This window comes from Paraburkholderia sp. BR10954 (assembly GCF_040965775.1).
In the GTDB taxonomy this organism is placed as follows: Bacteria; Pseudomonadota; Gammaproteobacteria; order Burkholderiales; family Burkholderiaceae; genus Paraburkholderia; species Paraburkholderia youngii.
This window is the reverse complement of record NZ_JBFRCK010000014.1, coordinates 167,994-191,891: the sequence shown is the minus strand read 5'-3', so window position 1 is coordinate 191,891 and position 23,898 is coordinate 167,994. Positions and strand designations below refer to the sequence as shown.

Annotated in this window: 23 protein-coding genes and 1 pseudogene; 15 read left to right on the top strand and 9 right to left on the bottom strand. The window is 60.2% G+C overall.

What is annotated here, in order from left to right; all coding sequences use genetic code 11:
* Nucleotides 1-109: 109 nt before the first annotated feature.
* A complete protein-coding gene (gene ligD / locus AB4Y34_RS20855; protein WP_368717080.1) occupies nucleotides 110-1,225 on the bottom strand; it encodes a non-homologous end-joining DNA ligase in 1,116 nt (371 codons plus the stop codon).
* A gap of 64 nt (nucleotides 1,226-1,289) precedes the next feature.
* Complete coding sequence (locus AB4Y34_RS20850) at nucleotides 1,290-1,547, bottom strand: hypothetical protein (protein WP_368717079.1); 258 nt, start codon at nucleotides 1,545-1,547, stop codon at nucleotides 1,290-1,292.
* A 1,626-nt stretch (nucleotides 1,548-3,173) separates the two neighbouring features.
* Here AB4Y34_RS20850 and AB4Y34_RS20845 point away from each other — a divergent pair.
* Together AB4Y34_RS20845 and AB4Y34_RS20840 are read left to right on the top strand one after the other, a co-directional pair.
* Complete coding sequence (locus tag AB4Y34_RS20845; protein WP_176379890.1) at nucleotides 3,174-3,485, top strand: hypothetical protein; 312 nt, start codon at nucleotides 3,174-3,176, stop codon at nucleotides 3,483-3,485.
* 53 nt (nucleotides 3,486-3,538) lie between these two features.
* Nucleotides 3,539-3,787, top strand: a complete 249-nt coding sequence (locus AB4Y34_RS20840; protein ID WP_255208801.1) for a hypothetical protein — start codon at nucleotides 3,539-3,541, stop codon at nucleotides 3,785-3,787.
* 532 nt (nucleotides 3,788-4,319) lie between these two features.
* On the opposite strand, the gene AB4Y34_RS20835 is transcribed toward AB4Y34_RS20840, so the two are convergent.
* Nucleotides 4,320-4,961 carry a response regulator gene (locus AB4Y34_RS20835; protein ID WP_368717078.1) on the bottom strand — a complete coding sequence of 214 codons (642 nt, stop codon included), beginning with the start codon at nucleotides 4,959-4,961 and terminating at the stop codon, nucleotides 4,320-4,322.
* A gap of 921 nt (nucleotides 4,962-5,882) precedes the next feature.
* Between AB4Y34_RS20835 and AB4Y34_RS20830 the strand changes: the two genes are divergently transcribed.
* Nucleotides 5,883-6,263: a response regulator gene (locus AB4Y34_RS20830; protein WP_368717077.1), complete on the top strand. Its 381-nt coding sequence runs from the start codon at nucleotides 5,883-5,885 to the stop codon at nucleotides 6,261-6,263.
* Nucleotides 6,264-6,430: 167 nt separating this feature from the next.
* Here the strand turns inward: AB4Y34_RS20830 and AB4Y34_RS20825 are convergent, their stop codons facing one another.
* The 3 genes from AB4Y34_RS20825 to AB4Y34_RS20815 are packed head-to-tail and all read right to left on the bottom strand — an operon-like array spanning nucleotide 6,431 to nucleotide 8,201.
* Nucleotides 6,431-6,631 (bottom strand): DUF1289 domain-containing protein, encoded by a 201-nt coding sequence (locus AB4Y34_RS20825; protein ID WP_368717076.1) that lies wholly within the window; start codon nucleotides 6,629-6,631, stop codon nucleotides 6,431-6,433.
* Nucleotides 6,632-6,634: 3 nt separating this feature from the next.
* The gene (gene dmeF / locus AB4Y34_RS20820) at nucleotides 6,635-7,918 is read right to left on the bottom strand and encodes a CDF family Co(II)/Ni(II) efflux transporter DmeF (protein ID WP_368717075.1); all 1,284 of its coding nucleotides are present in this window, start codon (nucleotides 7,916-7,918) and stop codon (nucleotides 6,635-6,637) included.
* A gap of 7 nt (nucleotides 7,919-7,925) precedes the next feature.
* Nucleotides 7,926-8,201: a metal/formaldehyde-sensitive transcriptional repressor gene (locus tag AB4Y34_RS20815; protein WP_028362895.1), complete on the bottom strand. Its 276-nt coding sequence runs from the start codon at nucleotides 8,199-8,201 to the stop codon at nucleotides 7,926-7,928.
* Between the two features lie 216 nt (nucleotides 8,202-8,417).
* Here AB4Y34_RS20815 and AB4Y34_RS20810 point away from each other — a divergent pair, with 216 nt between their 5' ends.
* Nucleotides 8,418-8,960: a hypothetical protein gene (locus AB4Y34_RS20810; RefSeq protein WP_368717074.1), complete on the top strand. Its 543-nt coding sequence runs from the start codon at nucleotides 8,418-8,420 to the stop codon at nucleotides 8,958-8,960.
* A 105-nt stretch (nucleotides 8,961-9,065) separates the two neighbouring features.
* On the opposite strand, the gene AB4Y34_RS20805 is transcribed toward AB4Y34_RS20810, so the two are convergent.
* Nucleotides 9,066-9,353: a PleD family two-component system response regulator gene (locus AB4Y34_RS20805; RefSeq protein ID WP_368717073.1), complete on the bottom strand. Its 288-nt coding sequence runs from the start codon at nucleotides 9,351-9,353 to the stop codon at nucleotides 9,066-9,068.
* Nucleotides 9,354-10,460: 1,107 nt separating this feature from the next.
* On the opposite strand from AB4Y34_RS20805, the gene AB4Y34_RS20800 reads away from it, so the two are divergent.
* From AB4Y34_RS20800 to AB4Y34_RS20760, 9 genes and pseudogenes are all read left to right on the top strand, one after another.
* The gene (locus tag AB4Y34_RS20800) at nucleotides 10,461-10,901 is read left to right on the top strand and encodes a response regulator transcription factor (protein WP_368717072.1); all 441 of its coding nucleotides are present in this window, start codon (nucleotides 10,461-10,463) and stop codon (nucleotides 10,899-10,901) included.
* 182 nt (nucleotides 10,902-11,083) lie between these two features.
* Complete coding sequence (locus AB4Y34_RS20795) at nucleotides 11,084-12,703, top strand: methyl-accepting chemotaxis protein (RefSeq protein WP_368717071.1); 1,620 nt, start codon at nucleotides 11,084-11,086, stop codon at nucleotides 12,701-12,703.
* Nucleotides 12,704-12,803: 100 nt separating this feature from the next.
* Nucleotides 12,804-13,088, top strand: a complete 285-nt coding sequence (locus AB4Y34_RS20790) for a hypothetical protein (RefSeq protein WP_368717070.1) — start codon at nucleotides 12,804-12,806, stop codon at nucleotides 13,086-13,088.
* Entirely contained in the window at nucleotides 13,085-13,498 is a 414-nt protein-coding gene (locus tag AB4Y34_RS20785) for a hypothetical protein (RefSeq protein ID WP_368717069.1), read from the top strand. Before AB4Y34_RS20790 ends, AB4Y34_RS20785 begins: the two co-directional genes overlap by 4 nt.
* 786 nt (nucleotides 13,499-14,284) lie before the next feature.
* Nucleotides 14,285-14,674 (top strand): hypothetical protein, encoded by a 390-nt coding sequence (locus AB4Y34_RS20780; protein ID WP_368717068.1) that lies wholly within the window; start codon nucleotides 14,285-14,287, stop codon nucleotides 14,672-14,674.
* A gap of 114 nt (nucleotides 14,675-14,788) precedes the next feature.
* On the top strand, nucleotides 14,789-15,829 hold the full coding sequence (fliG, locus tag AB4Y34_RS20775) for a flagellar motor switch protein FliG (RefSeq protein ID WP_368717067.1): 1,041 nt from the start codon (nucleotides 14,789-14,791) through the stop codon (nucleotides 15,827-15,829).
* 107 nt (nucleotides 15,830-15,936) lie between these two features.
* Nucleotides 15,937-16,644, top strand: a complete 708-nt coding sequence (locus AB4Y34_RS20770) for a CSS-motif domain-containing protein (protein WP_368717066.1) — start codon at nucleotides 15,937-15,939, stop codon at nucleotides 16,642-16,644.
* Between the two features lie 8 nt (nucleotides 16,645-16,652).
* On the top strand, nucleotides 16,653-17,465 hold the full coding sequence (locus AB4Y34_RS20765; RefSeq protein WP_368717065.1) for an EAL domain-containing protein: 813 nt from the start codon (nucleotides 16,653-16,655) through the stop codon (nucleotides 17,463-17,465).
* 71 nt (nucleotides 17,466-17,536) lie between these two features.
* Nucleotides 17,537-17,971: pseudogene (locus AB4Y34_RS20760) on the top strand (cation transporter); the annotation flags it as partial.
* Nucleotides 17,972-18,168: 197 nt separating this feature from the next.
* Here AB4Y34_RS20760 and AB4Y34_RS20755 read toward each other — a convergent pair.
* Nucleotides 18,169-18,486 (bottom strand): hypothetical protein, encoded by a 318-nt coding sequence (locus tag AB4Y34_RS20755; RefSeq protein ID WP_368717064.1) that lies wholly within the window; start codon nucleotides 18,484-18,486, stop codon nucleotides 18,169-18,171.
* A 338-nt stretch (nucleotides 18,487-18,824) separates the two neighbouring features.
* On the opposite strand from AB4Y34_RS20755, the gene AB4Y34_RS20750 reads away from it, so the two are divergent.
* Nucleotides 18,825-19,391 carry a TetR/AcrR family transcriptional regulator gene (locus AB4Y34_RS20750; RefSeq protein WP_368717063.1) on the top strand — a complete coding sequence of 189 codons (567 nt, stop codon included), beginning with the start codon at nucleotides 18,825-18,827 and terminating at the stop codon, nucleotides 19,389-19,391.
* 56 nt (nucleotides 19,392-19,447) lie between these two features.
* On the top strand, nucleotides 19,448-20,311 hold the full coding sequence (locus AB4Y34_RS20745; RefSeq protein WP_368717062.1) for an oxidoreductase: 864 nt from the start codon (nucleotides 19,448-19,450) through the stop codon (nucleotides 20,309-20,311).
* A 1,119-nt stretch (nucleotides 20,312-21,430) separates the two neighbouring features.
* Here the strand turns inward: AB4Y34_RS20745 and AB4Y34_RS20740 are convergent.
* Nucleotides 21,431-23,839 (bottom strand): heavy metal translocating P-type ATPase, encoded by a 2,409-nt coding sequence (locus AB4Y34_RS20740; protein ID WP_368717061.1) that lies wholly within the window; start codon nucleotides 23,837-23,839, stop codon nucleotides 21,431-21,433.
* Nucleotides 23,840-23,898 lie beyond the last annotated feature (59 nt).

Genomic DNA, 23,898 nt, shown 5'->3' with positions numbered 1-23,898 from the left:
TGTCATGCGCAACGCCAATCCAGCCATCCGGTCCGCTCGGTCACGTTCCCGAAATAACCGGTCACGTTGCCGAAATCGCCGGTCACGATCCCGAAACGGCCGGTCACGTTCATCCGAAATACGCAGCTATGACGTCGTAATACCTGACGACGTCCAACTTGGTCTGCTTTGACGAATTGTCCATCACCCGCTGCGGGTTGGAGATTCTGATGTCGCGGATGAGCACAGTTCCCCGCGGGCCAGGTCTTTCGCGCGTCGAACGGACAACCCCGGATGCTGGGTCTTCAACAACGCTTTCTTCCGTGACTGCGCTCGCAGGCTTGTCCTCGCGAATAGCGTGGAATACCGGATGCCTCACCTCGCCGGATGGAGTCCATTCCAGGAACGAGACTTCGGCGACGATGTCTGGCTTCAGCCAGTGGTACTCGCGGTCGCGCTCGGGCGCCGGGGCGTTATAAAAGACCGGTTCCTCTTGCGCGAGTGCAGCCGCGCGCCTGGCAAACCTCCCGCTTTGAGCGGTTGATAGATGTGGTGCGACATGACCTGCATATCGCAGCGAGCCATCCTTCTGGTAGACGCCGAGCAGAAGGGAACGGACGCCGGACTTCGCGCCTTTGACGCGCGAAAAGCCAGCAACGACGAACTCCTGTCGCAAGTTGCATTTGAGCTTTATCCAGTCTGTCGACCGGCCTGAGCGGTACGGCGCATCTGCGCGCTTCCCGATAATGCCCTCGAGTTGCATCTTGCACGCAGACGCGACCAGCGACCCCGGGTCCTCTGCGAAGTCATCCGAGAAACGGAGTAACGGGCTCTCCGCCTCGTGCATGACCTCGCGAAGCAGCGCCCGTCGCTCGCGAAGCGGTCGCTCCCGTACGTCGGAACCGTTGAGCCACAGAAGGTCGAAGACGAAGAGGACGATGTCTGAAGTGCTGCGACGGTCAAAGGCGTTCTGCAATGAATTGAAGTCCGGCTTGCCGGCCGCATCGAGTACGACCGCTTCTCCGTCCAGCCAGGCGCTGTCGACCGGAAGCGCTTCAAGAGCTGCCCGCAGACGCGGCATTCTCGAGGTCCAATCATGCCCATTACGGGTGATTAGTTTGACGTCACCATTCTCGATTCGCGACAGCATCCGGTAGCCATCAAACTTGATTTCGTACGACCAGTGGCCACTAGCCGGATGGCGGTCGACTAGCGTGGCCAGTTGCGGCTCAATCAAAAGCGGCATCCTTCCGGGCCCTACCGGCGGAGCCAGGACTCGCGCGGTTCGCGAACCACTCCAGCGACCCATATCACTTGCCCCGCCGCGGCGAGTCATCGTCGCCCGAAAGTCGTCGCCGCAACACGCCCTTGCGACCTCCGCCCGGTTGTAAAGGCGTGTAGGCGCGCTGCCATTCCTTGCCACCGCCCATCGGCCAAAGCGCAAAGTTTTCGCCATGTGCCAGGATGGACACACCGTGACGGACCGTTACGATGCGCCTCGCTGGCAGCCGACTATCGACAGATTGAGTCTGATACTTCGCGGGTTGTAAGAACACGGCGATTTTCATGGTGTTGCCCTCCGGACCGGTGAAACGCAAGCCGCGCGCCAAGCTCCTCGGCGTTGTCGAGGTGAGACAAGTTGGTTGCGGATTGCCCGTAAGGGTTTATGCTGAGCCTGTCTCCTCCATGTCTCCGATATAGATTTAGCCCGCCAACCGAGCGGGCTTTTCTTTTTGGTCGGACGCAGCCAAGGACCGTTCGCCCTCCCGGCAGCGCAACGGCTAGCAAAATCTGTCGTCGCTTGCCCCGGGTCCAAGTCGAAATCAGGGAAGAGGAGGAGGTCGATCCGGACGACTGTAGGAAAGGGGCTCTTGCGTGTCCACTCCAAGTAGCTCGAGCGCTCGCATGAGGGCATATATCTCCGGTTCGAAATTCAGTTCGATTTCTTCTCCTTCTGACATCGCTCGCATTCGCGAATGCACACAGAGGGCATGCAGCCCTTGAGTGATGTAACGCGCGACATGCTCCTCCCTGGTCTTCGGGTTCAGGTAGTTCGACGCGTCCATGGCTGTGCCCTGCTGCAAATGACATTGATTCGGGCATCGAACGTTCCATCGCCCGCGAGGTTTCAAATCGTGGGTGCTAGCTGCTGTCCTCCGAAGATGCGACCGTGAGGTGGTGATGTAGAGCGGCGGCCCAACCCTTGCGCACTAGGCGCCCTCTGGAAGGTGGCAGGGCCAAGCATCAGCGATGTTCGCTCGATGACTCGCCGCAGTGTCGACAGGACCGGCTTACGGGTTTGTGATGGTCTTCTGAAAGCTCAACTTCCAGCTGGCTCGGAATGAGCTGTCCGACGCCGAGAAACTCCGTCCAACCGTCTAACCGCTTTCGGGGAAGCGAGAAAAATCAACGGTGCTTGAAAAGCAGGACGTGTCGGATTATTCGCCGGTGTTCAAGTCCCGCCCGGAGACTGTCGAACAGTGCCGCTAGTAACTCGTTGCCTGCGTTTTGTTGGGTACTGTCGTTTGCCAACAAGGTTTGCTGCGAACGGATTCGCCGGACGCAGTCATGTATGTGGCGCTCTGCCAATAACAGATGGTTCCGCTCGGTCTCGTCGTCCATCGCGGTCTCACGCGTAACGATGAAGGCAGTATAGTCCACGCCGGCAACTGCGCCGATGGCCACGTGCATACGGGCGGACGCCAGTCTGCCTTTGCGATGTAACTCCGGCTTGCGCTCGCGCCCGAGACACACGTCGCGCAGCGTCGCCAGCTTCGGTATACGACAAACGAAGCGGAATCAAAACCACCGACTGCAGTGCAATTCGCAAGGATATGAACGAAATTTCCGGTCAGTGCGGATGAACCCATTTCCCGAGAAAGTGGCTCTTGTCGGACTCTCCGGGTGCCATGGGAAGCCCATCTGGCGAAACGGGACGCGATGCTGAGTGCTTTCTCTGGCAACAGCAAACGCATCGACCATTTCCGCGGGTACACGGATGTTCTTCCATCATCACGAACGGAAGGAGCGCACCGTAAAGTGTGCGTCTTGCTTGTCTTTCTGTGCGCGTCGCGTGAGTCGGTAATGCCGCATTACCAATCTCGCACCGCCGTTTCACATGTGTCCAACGGCCCCTCCTACACTCCGAACCGTTACCACTGACATCGCACTCGAATGTGCGGGGAGTAGGGAAAATGAACAAGAAAATCGTTGGAGTTGCATTCGGTCTTGTCGCGTTGGCAGCGTCCACTGCCGCGTCGGCGCACGTCGACATTGGCGTAGGCATCGGCATTCCGGTCGGAGTCTATGCGCCGGCAGAGCCGGTATACGCACCGCCGCCTCCCGTGGTATATGCGCCGCCGCCAGTCGCCGTTGCATACGGCGGGGATGACGACTGGCGAACCCGAGAATGGCGCGAGCGCCGTGAGTGGCGCGAACGTGAATGGCGCCGCCAGGAATGGCGTGAACATGAGTGGCGCGAGCATCGTGATTGGCGCGGGTATTGAAACGACGCCCGAAGGCGCCACATCCGACAAATCCAACCTTAGAGTATCTTCGAATGAAAGCTAGCCCGATAAGAATCGCCTTGATTGTAGCGACGTTGGCCTTCATGACGGCAGGCACGGCAAACGCCGCGGGCTGCCTCAAGGGCGCGGTCGTGGGCGGAGTCGCTGGGCATTATGCAGGGCATCACGCTGTCGTTGGTGCGGTCGGTGGCTGCATGGTCGGCAGGCACCTCGCGAAGCAACACGCTCAACCGGAAGCTCAACGGGAAGACACGCAACGTCAGGCAGCACGGGCGCAATAAAACGTCGTCGGTTTGGTGCGCCCGGTGGAACCAGAAAATCGTTGGTCCACCGGGCGCCTGACAACTACGTTTAGGTCGTCAACTCGGCGCTAACTGGGCTGTGGCCACCGGAACGGGCACGGTTAAGCGTTGCGCGGTGCAGTCTTGCCTCGGGTTCCCGCGATGGTCTGCTATCTGGCGGATTCAACGCCGCTATGGCTTCCTGGTCCCTGGCCTGCTGCTTTTGCAGATGCCGCTCGCGTTCTCGGGAGGTGCAATGGCGCTACTGGTCAGCGGCGTTGGCCTGAATGCCATCGGTCTCATCGCGTTTCTGACGTTGTCAATTTCTGATGCTGTTGTTGTGCAGCGGCTGCACCGAACTCGTCGCCCTAGGCGGCACTGAGACAGGCCCGGTCGCAGCCACCTCGACGCGCGTCCGGGCGCCGGACCCTTCCCCGTTTTTTTCTGGCACGCGGCTGGAGATTTCCCGTGACGAAATCAGCCAGTCTGCGAGGTGCCATCCAGACAGTGACCTAATCGACGCGCTTTCATGTCACTTCTTCGGCCGGAGATTACCAGCGAGTTCTTCCGGCAAGAGCTGAACGAGCGTTGCCACGCTATCGACAAGGCGTACGTACAGCTTCCCCGATTCTTCCGCGTTTAGCCCCGATCCGGTCAGCCGTCCGAGTCGAAGCGCCTGATCATGCATGAGTTCGATACCTCTGCAGATGTGCTGCGCACAACGGTTGTCGGGCGGACCCAGCGCGGCGATCGCCAGCGCTCGGTCCCAGCCTCCGTCGCGTGGGACGCTGCGCGCAGCAGCCGTAGCCGCGAGGGACGGCACAGGTGGTGCGCGCGCGATGTCCTCCAGCGTTTGAGCGAGTTGTTCAGAGTTAATTGGCTTGCGAAGCACAACGTGGGCAGGTGCCCCGGCAGGCGGTTCTGCGCCAGACATCAGAACGATGCGAACGCTGCGGAACCGTGGCAATGCAAGCAGGATTCTGACTGCATCGGGGCCGTCAAGCAGAGGCATATTTACATCAGAGATAATCACGTCGGGCGCCATCCCGATGGCAGCCCGCAGGGTCCCCATCCCGTCGCTTGCAGCGCAAACCTCGTGTCCAGCGGATTCCAGCGCGGCCTGCAACGCCTCGCGCGATGCGGCGTCGTCGTCAACGGCCAAGATTGTGGACATGCACTGCTCCTGACCGGCCCCACGCTGAACGATGGCCGGTGCATCGTCTATCGGTGTCAACTTAGAGCATCGCCCATTCCCGGGCAGGTTCGAGATGTCCGGTCTCACGGCACAAGAGCCGCGGCGGCTACGTGGTTGCTCCGAAAGGGTCATGGGGCGAAATCCCGGACTGAATCCGCGTTTGTTTGTCGTACGCTACAGGTCCTGCCGACAATAGGCCAATATCGGGTTGGAGGGCGCGAGAGCAGCGCTCTCGCCGAGTTGGCAATCAATCAGTTGGCAGAAACATTCGAGTATCTGCTTCGGCGACGCCGAACGATCGATGACCGCATCAACACCCGGCCATGTTGCGAAAGGGGATGGCGTCGTGGACAGGACCGCGACGCGGCATTGCGGGCAGTGCCTATTGATCAACTCGATCGCTTTTAATTTGGATGCGACATGACATTCGCCATCGAGGACCACCAGTTGTGGGTTGATTCGACCAGGGCCCGTACCGCATCTGCGCATTTCTCAAGCGTGGCAGCGAAACCTCGCACGCGGGAAATAACGAAAATGGATTCGGCGACCGGTTCGTGTCCCCCGCAGAGAATAAGCAGGCGCCGGCCGTTACCGATGTTGCTAGCATACGCCGCCCCAACTCCTTCTAAACGCAAACTGCATGGTGTCGTCGGCCAGTTGTCGGGCGATTTGACCCATTCATGAGCGTTTGGTGGCAGTTCTTGCTGGCGCGGTACTTCGATTGCCAAAGTGCGCCAACGTGAAGGCAACAAAGTCACAGGTCCGCAGTCCCATTTGCGATGAAGGTTTGCGGACAACTTACGCACTAGCCGGCAGATGACCGTTTGACGGACAGGGCCGGTCCGCCCTCTCGGGCACGTTACCTGCTGCCAGCCGTCAGATTCGACGGAGGCCCGAACAATGGAACAGCGGCCCAGGGTCGTTCTTCTAGCCGAAGACGATCCCCAATCCGCAGCCGCGTGGATGGCGGTGCTGCGACAGAACGGCTTCGAAGTCGTCTGGGCACGAGACGGTGCAGCCGCGCTCGCACTGGCGCAGTTGGCCACGCCCGATTTACTGGTCACGGACTGGTCCATGCCGCGTCTAGACGGGCTCGGGTTGTGCGTCGCATTCCGTGCTGACCCGCGCCTTGCCGCTGTCCCGATTATCTTCACCTCGTCTGAAGTTTTTACCGGCGTCCCTGAGACAACCTTGCACAATATCTTCTTGCAAAAACCGGTGAACGCGGTCGGACTGATCGCAGCGGTATCCGCCCTCATGAAGCCACCGTCCGAGAAATAAAAAATGGCCGCTAATCAAATGCGGCCGCAACTGCTCCACCATCCGAGGGCTTGAGCGCGTGTGTGGTGGTGCCGGAGCCGGAGTCGATCGGCCCGCTTTCGCCTTCGCGGCCATCGGCCCACGATGCTGTACTGCGGACATCCCGAGCACTCAACGTGTCTATTCCTTCAGCTTTTCACCTCAGCGATCTGCACCGCGCGTGCTACTTTCGCCTGTCGCCGGGTCTTCTCATTGAGTATCTGATGACGCCGGTGGTCCGTCATCTTCTTCCAGCCGCGGATTTCGTCCAACGTTCGAAAGCAGCCGATGCAAAGCCCGGATTTGCCATCGAACGCACAGACATCGATGCATGGCGATTTGACTGCCATCGCTCAGGCCACAGCGCGGGTCGGGTTCACTTCGACCGTCACATGCGACAGTCCCTTGAAACGCTTGAGTGCTGCGCGGTAGAAGCCCGGGTTGCGCAGCGCTTCATCGGTGGCCACCGAAACGATCGCGCTCATATGCCCCGGACCGACCCGCCAGACATGGAGGTCGAGCACGGTGTCGCCGTTGTCTTCGATGACATGACGGACGCTCTCGGACATACGCTTGTCCACATTCATGTCGAGCAGAATGCCGCCCGTATCGCGCATCAAGCCCCAAGACCAGTTCGCAATCACCAGTGCGCCGATCACACCCGCCAGCGGGTCCATCCAGACCCACCCAAACGCACGTGCGAGCAGCAGTCCGATGATCGCCAACACGGAAACCGCGGCGTCAGCAATGACGTGAATATAGGCCGAGCGGATGTTGTGGTCACGGTGTGCGGCAGCTTGTGCATCGTCGTGTTCGTGCTGGTGTTCTTCGAACTCGACCTGATGTTCACCATCGGGCAGGCGAACAACGGCTCTGAATGCATGCGGTTCAGGAATGTCGTCCTTTGACTCCAGATAGCCACCGCGATCGGCAAACGCGAATGTCTGGCGCGCGCCGTCGGGGCGGATCGTCGTAACGGAAACAGCATCGGCGTTAAGTTTCGAGGAACCTGTTTCGGCTGTAATGCGGAAGACAGGCGGTACACCGTCTTCGAAGATCGATACGGCGAGTACCCCGGCGCTACCGGAAATGTGATGCGCCTCTTCCTCGTGACCATGTTCGTCCTCGTGACCATGGCCATGCCCGTGGCTATGTCCATGGCTGTGGCCGTGGTGACCGCCGCTTAGCAACCAGACGCTCGCAAGATTGACCAGCAGTCCGAGCACGGCGATGGGGATCGCCTGACCAAAGTGGATGGGCACGGGGGAGAGAAACCGCGAAACAGCTTCATACGCGATCAGCAGCGCGATCATCGCGAGTACGATTGCGCTGGTAAAGCCCGCAAGATCTCCCAGCTTGCCGGTGCCAAACACGAAGCGGGAATCGCCGGCATGCTTGCGGGCATACGTATAAGCTAAAGCGGCGATGAGCATTGCTCCAGCGTGTGTCGACATGTGCAGACCGTCGGCGACGAGTGCCAGCGAGCCAAAGAGGCTTCCGCCGACAATTTCAGCCACCATCATTGCACTGCACAGCGCAATCACCATCCAGGTTCTGCGCTCGTTGTCTTCGTGGGCTGCGCCCAGAAAAATGTGATCGTGTCCCGCCCCGAACGCGGTGTCCTCGAATTGGCTCATATCTCTCTCACTTGAAGTAGCTGTGCACCACTTCGATCAGTTGCTCGGTGCCGCTGCCGTGCGCGTCGTCGTGCGGTTCTGCGTCGACGAGATGCGTGCGGATGTGGTCTTCGAGAACCACCGCGAGCAGCCCGTTCATCGCGCCGCGGCTACTGGTGATGAGCTGGAGCACATCCATGCATCCGCGCTCCTCCTCAAGTGCGCGCTCAATTGCCTCGACTTGGCCCTTGATGCGGCGAACCCGATTGAGCAGCTTCTGTTTTTCGCGAATCGTATGGCTCACGGCTAGCCCCAAAAATAGCGTAGGGGGCTATTGTACCTGATATAGGGCACCGGGGTATGTGCTCGGGTCGAGCAAGGTTTGAAGGGAGCATTGCCAGCGCGGCGCATCGAGCCAGAAAGTTTCAACCTGCCGGGGGGCGTTCGAATGGAATGCCAGCTTGGATGTGCGCAGGAGACATTCGGATGTCTACGTCACAGTGCTCGCGGGCGGCCGCTCATGGCCGGGCTCTGCCTGATGGCGACCAATGGCACCAGGTTGCCACCGGGCCATCGGCGAATGCACCAAACCAACCGTTTCGGTCCTTCGGGCGGTTTCGTGAATAGTCACTACTCTGCTCAAAAGCGGCAGGCGTCGTGTGCAGCCGTGCGAGAGCAGCGGCCTTTATTTTTCCTTCAGGATCGGATGGTAGATTCGTTCGCAAGGCGCACTATCCCGACCTCCGGCGACTCCTTGGAGGCCGCGCGACGCCTGAAGAAGGGGGAGAACCGTATGCCAAAGGGGAAATCGCGCGACGTCGCGTTCATGCACGCCCGCCAGGCGTACGTCCTCGAGCTGGCGCGCGGTCGTTCGTATATCAGCAGCACGTTGACTGCCAGGACGGAAGAGCGCGCTATCTGTGAGACGCTTGCGGAATTTCGCGAGACATACGGAGAAGCCGAACTGGCCGTATTCCAGAACCTGCTTGCGGAAGAACTTCGGCGACACGACCGACACGAGGCCGCTGAGGCGGTGGCTCGCTTCAGCTACTTTTGTCCCTAGTCTGCACGCTAGCCGGGCCGACTGAACACAGCAAGGGAGCGACCTTGGAAGGGGACTTAATGTACGTTTCGGGTCCAAGGCGCCAGATGGCCGCCCCGCAGGACCTCACCGGGCGAACAATCTGACGAGTGCGACGAGCGGGTCTGGCGGGCAGCCTTTCTGGGCGTAACCGTCAAATTCCTGGCCCGCCAGTTGCCGGCGCACTTCGGCTTCATCCAGCGCGGTACGGGCGATGAGGGCGATCCAGCCGGTGCGGGGGTCGTTGCGCAGCGCCCGGGCCACCTCAAAGCCGTTGCACTGCGGCATCGAGATGTCCATCAGGATGACATGGGGCACCCAGTCGCGCCCCATCTCAATCGCTTCAGCTCCGCCAAAAGCAACGCGGGCGTCCATACCTTCAAAGCCAGGTAGGCGGCCAGAGCAAGGGCCGCGTTGTGATTGTCGTCGACGACGAGCACGCGCAACATTGCGCCGTCGACGTGGACACGCCTGGTGGTCCATGGCCGGGGTGTCCGAACAAATATGTTTGAAAACGACATGAAACGGCTCTCCGGGGCGTGCTGGCGCTTAGCACACCAACGTGCCTGGCGTGCCGCACCGTCGGCTGGCCGAAAAAAACCGGCCCCTTAAAGGCCGGCGTAAAAAGCCCTAGCCATTCCGAGGTAAATGTTCGGCCAGAACCTGAAGGAGGGGACGGCGGCCGCCGGCGTGAGCGCGCACGCGGCGAGAGTCATGTAAGAGAGTCGTGTAATCGTTAACGGCGCGCCGTGCGCCGGGCTGAAGGGTCGGTGCTGAAAATAACGGGCGCCCGTCACGCCGGGTTGGGTGTGAACCTTAGGGCGGGGATGGGGCTCTGGTTGTCGGGATGGCGACGACCTCTGACACATGATGGCCGTTATGTCGGGCGTTTTGTCGGGGACGACGTGTATGACAGGAACGGCGCGTACCTCGGCGAAGTGAGGTACACCGACTGACTCATCATCGACCGCGCGGAGAGCACCCCTGCCCGCCTGAATGCGTGCCGTGCCGCTCCGCGAAATCGAACGAAGTTCAAGTAGACACTCTCCGTGCGTTGCCATTCAAAGGCTTGTCCAGCAAGGCTGTTTCAAGCAACTGTTGCCTTTCAATCCTCGCGCATTTAGCCTCTCAGCGATGCGCTCCTGCTGAGTGCGCAACGTTGAGCCACTGCCTCATGCCGACTCCGCACCGACTTTTGAGCCAAACGACGGGAGATGGAGTTTGCAAGCTGAGGCAGCCGCTTGAACGACCAGTATTTCCGACACATGCTTCAAGTGGAAGCAGCTGCGGCGCGGTGAGCGACGGTGAACGGGCGCAAACGCCTCGCCGCGGCTCGATTGAGTGCATACGGCCATTACACGTCAAAACTGCAAATGCAGAAGAACAGTTTTCACAACAACGGCCGGTGGAGCGCCCGTCGAGGGAATGCGGGGCGGGTGCGAACAGTGCTCACATCGTTTTACCCTAAGCTACGATCAGCCCTTGAACCAGACCAACTCAAAGCCCGTCGTACTGCTGGCCGAGGAAGACGAGGCAATCGCGCGAGCACGGACAGCGGCACTTCGCTTGAACGGCCTGGCGGTCGTTTGGGCACCCACTGGCGAGGTGGCCTTGTCGCTGGCGATGGGCGCTCCTCCGGACGTTCTTGTCACTGACTGGTTATTGTCGGGGCTTGATGGCGTCGCATTGTGTCGCCTGTTTCGAAAAGACCCGAAGCTCGCTCATGTGCCCATCATTCTGGCGCTCCCTTCCTCTTTGGCATGGCCGGCCGCACCCGTCACCGCTGCGGAAACCATCTATCTCACAAAGCCCGTTAGCGATTCGGTTCTATGTGCGACCATTTTCTCCTTGCTGCCCGGAGCGCCGGCACGCGCAAGCAGCTACAGCCAGCGGCCAATGAAAGGCGCAGGCAACGAGAATTGAATGCATGCCTACGACGGCGGCGATTCTCCGTCCAGAGCGCAACCACCGCCAAGCAACCGCCGGCGCACCGCGGCACTGCACCGGTATAAAAACAGCCGATCTTTTGAGCGTTTACCCCGCTCAAGTTTTAACGAAAATCACCGTTACCCGGCGTAAACCACGAACGGTAAACAGCGATAAACATGAGAAAGCTAACGTTTGCGCGGAAACTCTTGATACCGCTGTATGTAAGCCTTGCTTGCCTGACTGCCGTCACGGTCTTCGATGCCTGGTCCCTCCGGCAGGTCCGTGTCGAAGAGCGCAAACAGGACCTCGCGAATAATGCGGATAACGTTGTAAGCCTTGCAGGCCAGTACGCTGAACTGGAAAAACGCGGCGTCCTGACGCACGCTGTCGCGCAGCACGAGGCGCTGGAGAGAATCAGGGGCATGCGCTACGGCAAGGACGGCTATTACACCGTCATGACGGAAGAGCCCAGGATGTTGATGCATCCGTTCAAGCCCGAACTGATCGGCAGGACGCTGGGTGAATTCAGGGACGCTAATGGCACCCCGCTATACCGCGATGCTGTCGCTGTTGCAAAAGCCAGTGGCGGCGGCTTCATCCGCTATGTGTGGGAGAGACCAGGCGGGAAACAGCCGGTGCCAAAACTGACGCGAGTCGCCGTATTTAAGCCCTGGGGCTGGGTATTTCTGAACGGGACTTACACCGACGACATTGACAGCGCGTTCTACGGCTCCCTGCTCGGCGCCGGGCTGATCCTGGTGGTTGCGGCGCTCGTGCTTTGCGCAGTAACAGTGGTGCTGAACCGCACTCTGCGGCGCTCTCTTGGCGGCGATCCGGAGCACGCTGCAGAAGTCGCGCATCGCATAGCAGCCGGTAATCTCGCGATACACGTCAACACACGGGGCGCAAGCGAGGGAAGCGTGCTGTTCGCGATCGAGTCGATGCGCGTCCAGCTCGCGAATGTGGTCACGGTTATCAAGAAGTCATCGGAATCGATCCTGCTGGCCGCGCAGGAGATCGCTGTCGGCAACAGTGATCTCTCCCGTCGCACCGAGGAACAGGCAGCGTCGCTGCAGCAGACCGCTTCGAGCATGGAGCAGATTACCTCCATGGTTACCAACAATGCAGATAATGCAGCCCGCGCTAATGACCTTGCCGGCACGGCGTCCGCGATCGCCGATCGGGGCGGTGAAGTCGTCGGCAAGGTTGTCCATACCATGCAGGACATCTCGGAGTCGTCAGCGAAGATTTCCGAAATCGTCGGCGTCATCGAGGGAATCGCGTTCCAGACGAACATCCTTGCGCTCAACGCGGCGGTGGAAGCCGCGCGCGCGGGCGTGCAGGGCCGGGGCTTCGCCGTCGTTGCGAGCGAAGTCCGCAGCCTTGCTTTGCGGGCCGGAGCGGCGGCGAAAGATGTCAAGGCGCTTGTTCATGAATCCGTCGCCCGGGTGGATGATGGAACAATGCTCGTGTCCGAAGCGGGTTCGGCGATCCGCGATATCGTCAGTGCAGTAAAGCACGTGGATTCGATCATCCACGAGATCGCCGCAGCTTCCAGCGAACAAAGTTCTGGCGTTCAGGAGGTGGGCAAGGCGATTTCGCAGATGGACGCCGTCACACAACAGAATGCGGCCCTCGTCGAGCAGGCGGCTGCGGCCTCCCAATCGCTAACCAACCAGGCGACCGGTCTGGCATCCGCAGTATCCATCTTCCAGCTACCCGGTGAAGCAGAGATAGCGAAAGAAGACACACCCCTCCGCCCGTCGCAGAATTCCATCGAAGTCTATGCCCATTGATCGCCTACTGGGGTGGCTCGCGGTGCTTGTCGGTGTCGTCATCCTTTTCTGGCTGATGGCCACGCACTGGTAATGCAGGTTCGGCGGCGTCGTGCTCACAGTGGAGAATATCGTGGTCCTGGAAAACGAAATCAGACAGCTTGAGAGTTCCGTCAATACGCTCGTTCGCCGGCCGACTTTGATGCGTCGCGAATACTGGACCGCCCAGGCAGAAAAGCTCCTCCTGCTGCCCGGGCTGTCCGCGCGGGATCGCCACCGCTTGTCCAACCTGCTCGCTCTTATTGAGGCCACGGCAAGACGAACCGGTGGCCGTCAGACCGAGTTTTCGGCGGCGGACGCTGACCGCGACCAGTCTGCGCACACAGGCGCGTGCACTCAACCATGACCGCTGACAACATCTGCTCCGCACAACACGATGTGCGCGACGGGAAGGATCCCGAGGGACCGGGGGACATAGCCAATGCCGTCAAGGACCTCTACCTGCTTTCAAGTGCCGCCGCCCAGCTGGGCGGCTCTCGATTCGAGCTCACCGATCCCCAATGGCGACGTCTTCTTGAGGGAACGCGGCGAGCCAGGGCAGTGATGGATCAGCTGAACGCCGAAAAGGAGAATTGCGTATTCCGAGGACTGTACGAACTGGTTCAGGTCTGCGAAGAAATTCTTGAAACAAGTCGGCTCGAGGGTCGCTGCCCGCCCGGCCTGTGGCTAAGAGCGAGCCGGATCGGGCGCCAGGCCTACGAATGCGCACAGACGTGGATCCCGGCGGCAGGAACTGCAGAGGCACGCTGGCGATAAGAAGCACCGCCTCTCGATTCGTCAGCTCGATGATGGAATATCCTAACGGTTCGCCCCTTGATGATTCGCTCCGGATCCGAGTTCACATCACAGCCCGAAGTGGCCACGCGAGTGCAGCGAACCTCTCGTCGACCGCTACTCTTTTGTTGGGACGTCCCTTGGCAGGGCGGCGCAGCCGTTTGAGTTGCGCGTGCGCACGCCGGTCAGCGTCAGACCGGCACGCAAAAACCGTCAAGCCGGGGTCGGCCTCCCCTTATCTGACCTGCTCTTCAATGCGTAACCGTAGCTTGACGATCTCGCCGCTAAACGTACGAAAAAGCCGAATCTTAAGTGCACCCCATTTAGAGCGCTCGAACCGTTGCTCCCCCTTGCAAGGGCTCTCCTCGCCCTGGGCTGTTCGGCCGCCAAAGCCGGGCTCTTAAGCTTCGCATCAGCTTTTATGTATACGATTAAAGGTGCCGACGGCTGCCGACGATGGTACTGACATCACGGTCCAAGGCCGGCGGCGATTGTGCGCGCTACGTGACCTGCTCGGGGATGCCACGGAGGAAGGTTGGTTCACGTCAATTGACGAATAGAAGGAATTCGGCGTGAACACGTGTGGCACAGTCGATTGTGTTGGCGTTTCTCCAGCAACGGCCCGCGCGTCATGCTGCAGATGAAGACCCGCTACCGGACGACAAATTTCATGCATGCGGCCCGTCCCCGCACGGAGCGCCGTGGCTTCGGCCAGCGCGGGCAGCGCGCCCCCTTCCAGCTTGCCGCAGGGCTGACGGAGGGCCGGACATGAAACGCGTCAAACCGGACGGCGTTGAAGCCCGCGTCGCAATGCAGCCGGACATCGCACGGCTGCTGGCGGACCTCTACATTCTCTCAAGCGCGACTGCGCAGCTCGGGGGGTATGGGCTTGAGGTGCCCGACTCACAATGGCAGGCGCTGGTTCAGCAAACGCAGGCAGCAAGGGTCATCGTGGGTCCAAACGAAGGCACCGGCACAAGTGACGGCCACATCGCCCTGTGCCGGCTGATAACAATATGTGAGGACATCATCGAACTTTACACGACGGGGCGCCAATGCCCGCCTGCCATCTGGCGTGAAGTTGGGCGGCTAGGGCGCGACGCCTATGCGTACGTGGCTGCCGGCGTGGCGCGCCGGGGAGAACCGCTGCGTGACTAATGCATGGATTTCCCGTAGCCGGCTCGTCTGCGCAGATGACCGTCGTGATGGCGACGCGCCAGCGGTACCTGCCCGGAAGCCCTCCTTGCGCTTTTCACGCTCGCGGGGTGTGCGATGAACGGCAAGCGCGTTGTCAAGGCAGCCATGCTGCTGAGGGGACTCGGTCCCGACGAGGCAGCCGAGGCCTTTCGCCATTTCGACCGGCGTGAGGTACAGAAGATCAGCGCGGCGATGGCCGCGCTCAAGAACGTTGCCCGCAGCGACGTCGATGACGCGGTGTGCGACTTCATCGCACAGGCCCAAACCCAGACCACGTTCTCACTGCACGCGGACCAGTACGTCCGGTCTGTGCTGAACCGCTCAATGGGTGAAGACGAGGCCGCTGCCGTTGTCGACCGCATCCTGGTCGGCGGCGAGATCAGCGGTATCGGAAGCCTCAAGTGTATGGACGCGCCGGTCGCCGCAGAACTCGTCGGGAACAAGCACCCGCAGATCATTGCGACGGTGCTTGTGCATCTCGAGCCCCGGCATGCGTCCGGCGTTCTGGCGTCTTTCACTGAGCGCATCCGCAATGATGTGCTCCTGCGGATCGCCACGCTGGAACGCATCCATCCCGCGGCGTTACGCGAACTCGACGATTCGTTAAACGAACTGCTTGCGGGCGGCATCACCGCAAAACGCCGGGAAATGGGAGTACCTCGCGTCGCTACGGAAATCATCAATGACCTCTCGAACCGGCAGGAAGACCTGGCGATCGGCAACATTCGTGAGTACGACGACCAGCTGGCGCAGGAGATCGTAGACGAGATCCTCGGGTTCGAAAAACTGCTCGCACTGGATGAGGGCTCTGTCCGGCGGTTGCTCAGGGACATAGACGTGCAGGCACTCATCGTCGCGCTCAAGGTCGGGCCACAGGAGCTGGCTGAGAAATTCATGGCGAACATGTCGCAACGCGCTGCGGATCTGTTTGCGGAAGACATGGAGGCCAGCGGGCCAGTGCGTCTGTCGGAGGTCGAAATGCAACAGCGCGCAATCATGCAGGTCGCACGGCGGCGGGCCGGGGCCGGTGAGATATTGCTCGGCGACAAGCCCGGCGAGGCGTACATCCGAACCGGATTACAACGTCATTTCACGCCCCGGGAACGCACGCACTGACAATTGATACAACGAGCGTCTGGCGCTCCCCGCTCTTTATATACGCCATGTCCAGAATGCCCAGATCCTCGTCTCACCCCGCGAGTCCCGCCAGGATCTTCCGGGGCATGGCGCCGCGCCTGTCGCTGTTCCTGTGTGTGATGTGCGGCGCGTCAGTCATGATCCTTGCCATCATGTTCAGCGAACATCAGGCGAAGGCGCGGATAGCCAGGCACGAGCAGCTGATCGGTAGCGATCTGGTTGAATCAATCGACCAGATTCTGGACCGTGTCAGTTCCGGGCACAGAAGCGAGCTTGCGGCGCTTGCCGGCCAACCGTGCGGCCAGGTCGCCGCCTCACTGGCAGAACTCGAGACCTATCTGCGTTATGTCCGCGCAGTCGCGCTCGTATCCGGCGGCCGCCTTTACTGCTCTTCGGCCCTTGGACCGATCGATATTCCGCTATCGGCTTACCCGTTCAGGGCCGATGGCGGCGACAGCATCGGTCTTCTTCCCCAGACACGGTATCAGCCGGGCGTGCCCGTGCTTGCGATGTTCAACAGGACAGCCCCCGGTACTGGCGTCCTGTCGATCATTGAAGCTGACTATCTCACGGACGCGCTTGCGCACGGTGTCAGATACGGGGCGCAGATGGCGTCGATGTCAGTCAGGGACACAGGGCGTTTAAATGCGCGCGGCGCGTTCGAGCCGGCTTCGGCACCGTTGCCAGCGTACTCGACGCGGGCCACCTCGCGTAAATGGCCCTTTGTCATCCTCGTGTCCTCCTCCGCGGCTTTCATCTCCCGGACGCAGTGGGAATACAGGCTCGGGGGGTAGCGCTCGGAATGGTGCTTGACTGCCTGATTGCGGCCACCTATCTGCTCGCGTATGCGCCGCGGCGGCTGCTGCTGAACGCGGTGCGTCAGGCGCTTCGTCGCAAGCAGTTTCATGTCGTGTACCAGCCGATTATCGAAACAGCAAGCCGTGAACTGGTTGGCGTTGAAGCGTTGTTGCGGTGGCATCACCCGAGGTGGGGCGCTATAAGCCCTTCCTCGTTCATGGAGGAGGTGGAGTCCAGCGAAATGCTCGGGCCGGTCACGCAGTTCGTGATGCATACGGCAGTGGCCGAGATCAGCCGGCGCCCACCCGCACTCCCGCTACGGCTTGCGGTCAACGTCGCTCCCGGTGACATGCAGCGCAAGGGCTTCGTCGCGCAGGTGGAGGCCATGACCGACGCGCTGCCAGCGGGTGTCAGTCTTGTTCTGGAACTGACCGAACGGTTCCTGCTTGAACAAAGCGTCCGCACCGAAGCTATATTCAACGCGTTGAAGGCGAAGGGAGTCAGGTTTGCGATCGACGATTTTGGCACCCAGCACAGCGACCTCGATCTGCTCAGCCGCTTCCAGTTTGATTATGTGAAAATTGACCGGCAGTTTGTCAGCCAGGTTGATACGGGCGGCGGCGACCTCATTGCGGGCATCGTCTCGGTCGCGAAGCACTATGGGTTACAGGTCATTGCGGAAGGTGTCGAGACGGAGAGCCAGCATGCCGCGTTGCGCGCGGCCGGAGTGCCATTCGCCAAAGGATATCTGTATCAGAGGCCAGTGACGGCGGAGCAGCTCGCGCAGCGGCGCCATGATAACGCGACCACTTCTTGAATCAGCTGATGGCGTCAAACTTTCGAGACAAACGGTGAAGCATCGGCGTGTCGCGAGCTCCACCCGACCAGGCGGCTCTCGAAGACCACACCTACGCGCGCAGGCACCCGGCCGACAACCGTTTCGTATTCGGTACCGGCAAGCTGGGCGAACTCGCGGGCTTTACCAGCGCCATCGTACTCGCCATGATCGCGCTACTGATCGGGTACGAAGCCGTTTCGCGCTTTCTCTCGCCCGAACCCATCCACTTCGGCCAGGCGATTCCCATTGCGGTGCTTGGGCTGCTGGTCAATCTTGCGAGCGTCTGGCTGCTGAGTGGCGGCCACCACGGCCACAGCCACAGTAATGGTCACGGGCATGTTCATGGTCACGGACACAGTCGTCACGAGGACGAGGTGCATCGCATCGTCGGCAGCGCTGGCGTATTCGCCTTGTCTGTCTTCGAAGACGGTGTATCGCCTGTCTTCCGCATTACACCCGAAACGGCTTCCTCGACACTGAACGCCAGCGACGCAGCACCGTACAGCGCGATCGTGTCAGGCTTGCTTCGCCAGAGTCGCAGCGCCAATGCGGGTCCGTATCTGGCAAGATCGAGTGGCCCGATCCCGAGTGCACGATTGACCAGGTGGGAGAAGAAGATAGATGAGCAGGACCACACCTGATCCGAATTGCAAACGGTACAGAATGGATTGCACCTTAACCTTCAATTCGCGGTAGCGGCGGACGTGCCGACTACCGCCTTGTCGACCGCCTTCTGGTGAGCGAGGCGCTCCCGCTTCGGGCGGGTAAGGTGCACCGTGTGGAATCGAATCAAGCGCCGAGGTAACCGGCCAGACGGGTTAGCCGCCGTTGAGCGCTGCGGCATGGCTTCGTTCTGATTCGCTGCGCGGTGAAGTATAGCTTCGGCGAATCGCTGTAACGCCGATATCGAACCGCATACGCTCATATACTCCTCGCGGCCTATTCTGCCGTCGAGGATGACTGCCATGCCCGATGCGCGGGCCATGTCGATGATGTCCATTTTGACCACCTCTTCCGTGCGTGCTCTCCTTGCAAGACTATTCACGAGGTCCGTTTATTCCCTAATTCCTCCAGATACAGGCGAGGGCAGGCGGACGAGCCTCGTTGCCCGTCGAACGCGTGGAAATCTCACGGGAACGATGGTCGGCAAATCTCTCGATAGAGTCGCCCGACGGCTGCCCTAAAGCTGGTTCGCAATCGGCAAAAATCGGCCGCTCACGCCCGTCATCTGAATGGTCACCAATCGAGACGCCAACCGCGAATCGCTTGACAATTCTCCAGTGACGCATAAAATGACTGACCAGACACTTATCAAATAAAGTTGGAGCGACTTACACGATGGCCAGACCGAAAAGTGAGGCGAAGCGCCAGGCCCTCATTGACAGTGCGATCAGGCTGATCGCACGCGAAGGCCTGGGCGCGGCTACGGCCGCCATTGCGAAAGAAGCGGGGGTGCCTAATGGCTCCCTGTTCACGTACTTTCCGACCAAGGTCGAACTGTTCAACGCGCTCTATCTCGAGATCAAGGAAGAACTGATTTCCACCGTTGACGATGGCCTATCGAACGCGGGGGACGAGCGCGAGCAGTTGCTGCACATATGGACGCGGTGGACTCAGTGGGGCGCAGCCAATGGCGAGAAGCGTCGAGTCCTCGCCCAGTTAAGCGTATCGGATGACGTGCTGGAATCGACAAAAATGGCTGGGCTTGCTGCCGCCCATCGGTCCGTCAACCTGATCCGTCAGGTCGCCCGTCATGGCGCGTTGCGGGATCAGGATCCGGCGTTCGTCGGAGCTGTGGTGGAGTCGCTGGCAAGCACGGCGATGGATTTCATGAATCGAAACCCGAAACATGCCGAACAGGTCTGCATGTCGACATTCGAGTTCCTGTGGAAGGCACTGCAGTAAATTTTTTAACTGTTACATGACTGGCTAGTCACTTATTAAATGGAAGGAAACTCAAAATGTCGAAAGTTTGGCTTATCACCGGGAGCGGGAGTGGTCTGGGTCGAATCATTGCCGAGACTGCGCTGGCCGCTGGCAACCAGGTCGTCGCGACCGCCCGCAACCTCCGCCAGCTGGACGAACTGGTGCGTCTGTATGGCGCGAATGTCCGCGCGGTCGAGCTCGACGTCACGGACGAGTCTCAAGGCCAGGCGGCGGTCGAGGCAGCCGTCGATGCCTTCGGGCGACTTGATGTGCTCGTGAACAATGCAGGGTACGGGGATACACGCCCGTTCGAGCAGGTTCCTTCGAACGAGTTTCGCCGACTGGTGGAGACCTGCTTTTTCGGAGTTGTGAACCTCACCCGCGCGGCGCTACCGGTCATGCGGCGGCAGCGAAGTGGACACATCATCCAGATCTCTTCATTGGGTGGTCGCACGGCGTTCCCGGGGAACGCGGCCTATTTCGCGTCTAAATGGGCCGTTGGTGGCTTCACCGAAGGTCTGGCGCAGGAGACTGCACCTTTCGGCGTCAAGGTTACCGCCCTTGAGCCGGGTGCAATGCGTACCAATTGGGGAAAGCGTGCGCACGCAGACCGACCGGTCTTGTTGCCGGACTACGAACCAACGGTCGGTGCAAGCATGAAACAGATGGAAGGCTATTGGGGCAATGAGTCAGGGGACCCTGTCAAAGTCGCACAGGTTATCCTCCAGATTGCCGACAGTACGACAGTACCGCCGCACATTCTGCTCGGAAGCGACGCTTTCCAGTTTGCGCGTCAGGCGGAGCAAACGAGAGCAGCCGATGCAGATCGTTGGCGGGCGGTCAGCGTCTCAACTGACGTAGGTGCCGTCGGTCCCATTCCGGCGTTTCCGACGAATTGAATGGGGCTTAATGCATGCCCGACTATCCTGAGCGGCCGCTTTGAAGAAAGGCGTCCGGCTGAAGTGGGTCGGGCTGCGTCAGCCCGCTCTTCAATTTCATCGCCGGAAAGCGGCCAGTGGAATCTGGCGGCCCGGGAGCGGACAGTCGTCAGCGCGTACTTCCGACCCGTTGTTGCCGGTCGAACTCAAGCTACCGCGACGGCCGGTCCTGAGGCATAGCTGACCTTGACCCGGCATCGCGCAATGAGCCCACGATTTACCGCAAAAATCTTCGGTTCTAGCAGCCGAAGTCATGTTTCCGTTATCGCGCTGCTTCCACGTCCAGGAAGTGGACACGGTTGCTTTCGTCGCCTGCGGCTAGTATTTCTGTGGCCGCCGTGACCCTTCGCCCCGGCGCTGCGGGCGCCGCGTACGTTTTGTTTCGCTGGGGGTGAGTTCAGAGTTAAGTGAACCGCGCTCCGCAGTCAAGCGCTTCCAACGTCAGAAATAGCACAGTGGGCCGCTATTGACCTACAAGGGAGGGCCGGTTTTCTCGGCAGCGGAACGCTATCGAGTGAATGTCCCGATAACCGCCGCGGTTCCAGACAACCGGCACTGTGGCCATTCTGCAACGTTTGCGGCCGGATTTCATACGTCGGCCCCACTGCACATCCGGTGACGCGGCCTCTCGCATATAGCGAGACGAGATACCTGATTGCTTTAGAAGCGTGGATGTGTACGATGGAACCCACGTCAGCGCCCCTTGCGCGACGTGTGTGTTTTTGGCCGCAGCATGTCTGCGGCTTTTCTTCATGCATGAACCTTTTCGGCCCCTACACGAGCTGTCCGGCTTACCAAACGTCGGCGGCACAAAGAGCCGGCAGAGACTCACCGAAGAGCTGGCCCAGAAATCGAACTGGAACTGGCAATCGGCTGGACGCGACCCTGAAGAGCCACTCAGCTTCCGCATCGTGTGTAGCGGCTATCAGAAAAGGAACTGCCATTTTCCGATGCGGATTCAACCGGTCGCTGCAACACATTCGACGCTGCGTGAGCAGCTGGAGCGTTGCAGATGAAGTGATGAGTACGGACCCCAGGATCCGTTGTTCAGGGGTGGTCATCCCCCGCCCGGACGAAGCATCAAATCGGGACCTTCCGGAGGCGCAATGCGTTCGTGACCACCGATGCGGAACTGAGGCTCATCGCCAGTGCGGCAACCATGGGCGACAGCAACATACCCGTGGGTGCGTACAGTACCCCCGCGGCCAAGGGAACGCCCAACGCGTTGTAGACGAAGGCAAAGCCAAGGTTTTGCTTCATGTTCCGGATTGTTGCCTCGGACAATTTCCGTGCGCGGACAATGCCGCGCAGGTCGCCCTTCACCAGGGTAACCTGGGCACTGCTCATAGCGACATCAGTACCTGTCCCCATGGCAATGCCTACATCGGCCTTGGCGAGCGCCGGTGCATCATTGATTCCGTCGCCGGCCATCGCGACAACCTTGCCGTCCTGTTGGAGCTTCGACACCAAAGCCAGCTTATCGGCCGGCTTTACCTCCCCATGGAATTCCTCAATGTCCAGTTTGGCGGCCACGGCCTTCGCCGTCGCAACGCCGTCTCCTGTAGCCATCACAACGTGGATGCCTTCTTCCTTAAGCTTGGCAACCGCTTCCGGCGTAGTCGCCTTCACTGGATCTGATAACGCGAGAATCCCTGCGAGCTCCCCGTCAACGGCCAGATACATTACGCTGGCGCCCTCGGCGCGTAACGCATCACCATCGCTGGCCAGAGCGACCGTCGCAATTCCCTCCGCTTGCATCAGAGCCGTGTTGCCGAGTGCGAGTTTCCTGCCTCCAACAATGCCTCGCACCCCAATGCCGCTTCCGGACTCGAACTGCTCCGCCTTCTCGAGTGCAAGACCTCGCCGACGAGCCGCCTCGACGATCGTTGCCGCAAGAGGATGCTCGCTGCCCTGGTCCAGGCTCGCCGCCAACTGGAGCACTTCGTCTTCCGCGAAACCGTTTGTACCGAGACCGCGCTCGAACGTCGGTCGCCCCTCAGTCAGGGTGCCAGTCTTGTCAACAATTAGCGTATCGACTTTCCGCAGATGCTCAATGGCCGCAGCATCACGAAACAGGACACCGTTCGATGCACCTTTGCCGCTCGCCACCATGACGGACATTGGGGTTGCAAGTCCAAGAGCACACGGACAAGCAATGATGAGGACGGCGACCGCGTTGACAAGACCATACACCCAGCTCGGCTCGGGGCCGAAAAAGCCCCAGACGAAGAAAGTGAGTAGTGAAATACCGACCACCGCCAGAACAAATACTCCCGCTACTTTGTCGGCCATCCTCTGCATCGGCGCCTTGGAGCGCTGCGCCTGGGCGACCATCTGAACGATTTGGGACAGGACCGTTTGAGAGCCGACTTTCTCAGATTCGATGACCAGGCTCCCCGAGGTGTTCATCGTGGCGCCGATGACGTGCTCGCCAACACGCTTGGTCACTGGAATCGGCTCGCCGGTAATCATCGACTCATCCAGGGCGCTCGAACCTTCGGTCACAACGCCGTCGACCGGCACCTTTTCGCCAGGCCGGACTCGAAGCATGTCGCCAACATGTACGTGGGCGAGTGGCACATCCTCCTCGCTGCCGTCCCGGTTGATACGTCGGGCCGTCTTCGGTGCAAGGCCGAGCAGCGACTTGATAGCAGCCGAAGTCTGCGAGCGCGCTTTCAATTCCAGCAACTGTCCGACCAGCGTCAACGAGATGATGACCGCCGCAGCTTCGAAGTACACCCCGATTCGCCCGTGGGCTGTGAAGGTTGCCGGAAAGACATCAGGCGCAACCGTCGCGGTGACGCTGTAGAGATAGGCAGCGCCCGTGCCCAGTCCAATCAACGTCCACATGTTGGGGCTGCGATTGATGAATGACTGCACACAGCGCTGAAAGAACGGCAGGCCGGCCCAGAGGACGATGGGAGTTGAGAGAACCAGTTCCACCCAACTCTGGGTAGACGCTTCCATCCAGCCAAGGAGATGCCCAAACATGGCCAAGATGAACACCACAGCCGTCAGTGGCAGCGTCCACCAGAAGCGATGGCGGAAGTCAACGAGTTCAGGATTCTCTTCCTCGTCCAACCCTGGAATGAGGGGCTCCAGAGCCATGCCGCACTTTGGGCAATTGCCCGGGTGGTCCTGGCGAATTTCGGGGTGCATCGGGCACGTGTAAATGGCGCCTTCTGGGGCGGCTGCCACGTCCACGGGTGCGGGCGCGACATACTTCAGAGGCTCCGCCTGAAACTTCCCCCGGCACGACTCACTGCAAAAGAAGTACCGGACTCCATCGTGTTCGCTATGGAATTGCGATTCTCCTGTAATCGTCATGCCGCACACCGGATCCTTCAATTGCGTCGCGGTGGTGGGAGTCGCATGGCCATTGTTGTGCTCGTGCACGGCATCGCTTTCAGGCGCAGAAGCATTCGGATTCGCGTGGTGATCATGGGAACATTGGTGGGAGTCCGCGTCTTTACTGCCTTGGTCGCTCATTTTCAATCCTCCAATTCTTACGTCGCACCGTGCATCCACTTTTCCACGCATTGCCCTCA

Bases quoted from the DNA above. Each gene is read 5' to 3' on its own strand.
- AB4Y34_RS20795 (WP_368717071.1), top strand. From the start codon at position 11,084: ATGAGAAAGCTAACGTTTGCGCGGAAACTCTTGATACCGCTGTATGTA.
- ligD (WP_368717080.1), bottom strand. From the start codon at position 1,225: ATGCCGCTTTTGATTGAGCCGCAACTGGCCACGCTAGTCGACCGCCAT.
- AB4Y34_RS20805 (WP_368717073.1), bottom strand. From the start codon at position 9,353: ATGGACGCCCGCGTTGCTTTTGGCGGAGCTGAAGCGATTGAGATGGGG.
- AB4Y34_RS20755 (WP_368717064.1), bottom strand. From the start codon at position 18,486: ATGGACATCATCGACATGGCCCGCGCATCGGGCATGGCAGTCATCCTC.
- AB4Y34_RS20830 (WP_368717077.1), top strand. From the start codon at position 5,883: ATGGAACAGCGGCCCAGGGTCGTTCTTCTAGCCGAAGACGATCCCCAA.
- AB4Y34_RS20740 (WP_368717061.1), bottom strand. From the start codon at position 23,839: ATGAGCGACCAAGGCAGTAAAGACGCGGACTCCCACCAATGTTCCCAT.
- AB4Y34_RS20765 (WP_368717065.1), top strand. From the start codon at position 16,653: ATGGTGCTTGACTGCCTGATTGCGGCCACCTATCTGCTCGCGTATGCG.
- AB4Y34_RS20745 (WP_368717062.1), top strand. From the start codon at position 19,448: ATGTCGAAAGTTTGGCTTATCACCGGGAGCGGGAGTGGTCTGGGTCGA.
- AB4Y34_RS20825 (WP_368717076.1), bottom strand. From the start codon at position 6,631: ATGGCAGTCAAATCGCCATGCATCGATGTCTGTGCGTTCGATGGCAAA.
- AB4Y34_RS20780 (WP_368717068.1), top strand. From the start codon at position 14,285: ATGAAACGCGTCAAACCGGACGGCGTTGAAGCCCGCGTCGCAATGCAG.
- AB4Y34_RS20835 (WP_368717078.1), bottom strand. From the start codon at position 4,961: ATGTCCACAATCTTGGCCGTTGACGACGACGCCGCATCGCGCGAGGCG.
- AB4Y34_RS20840 (WP_255208801.1), top strand. From the start codon at position 3,539: ATGAAAGCTAGCCCGATAAGAATCGCCTTGATTGTAGCGACGTTGGCC.
- AB4Y34_RS20750 (WP_368717063.1), top strand. From the start codon at position 18,825: ATGGCCAGACCGAAAAGTGAGGCGAAGCGCCAGGCCCTCATTGACAGT.
- dmeF (WP_368717075.1), bottom strand. From the start codon at position 7,918: ATGAGCCAATTCGAGGACACCGCGTTCGGGGCGGGACACGATCACATT.
- fliG (WP_368717067.1), top strand. From the start codon at position 14,789: ATGAACGGCAAGCGCGTTGTCAAGGCAGCCATGCTGCTGAGGGGACTC.
- AB4Y34_RS20845 (WP_176379890.1), top strand. From the start codon at position 3,174: ATGAACAAGAAAATCGTTGGAGTTGCATTCGGTCTTGTCGCGTTGGCA.
- AB4Y34_RS20850 (WP_368717079.1), bottom strand. From the start codon at position 1,547: ATGAAAATCGCCGTGTTCTTACAACCCGCGAAGTATCAGACTCAATCT.
- AB4Y34_RS20810 (WP_368717074.1), top strand. From the start codon at position 8,418: ATGGCCGGGCTCTGCCTGATGGCGACCAATGGCACCAGGTTGCCACCG.
- AB4Y34_RS20785 (WP_368717069.1), top strand. From the start codon at position 13,085: ATGACCGCTGACAACATCTGCTCCGCACAACACGATGTGCGCGACGGG.
- AB4Y34_RS20770 (WP_368717066.1), top strand. From the start codon at position 15,937: ATGGCGCCGCGCCTGTCGCTGTTCCTGTGTGTGATGTGCGGCGCGTCA.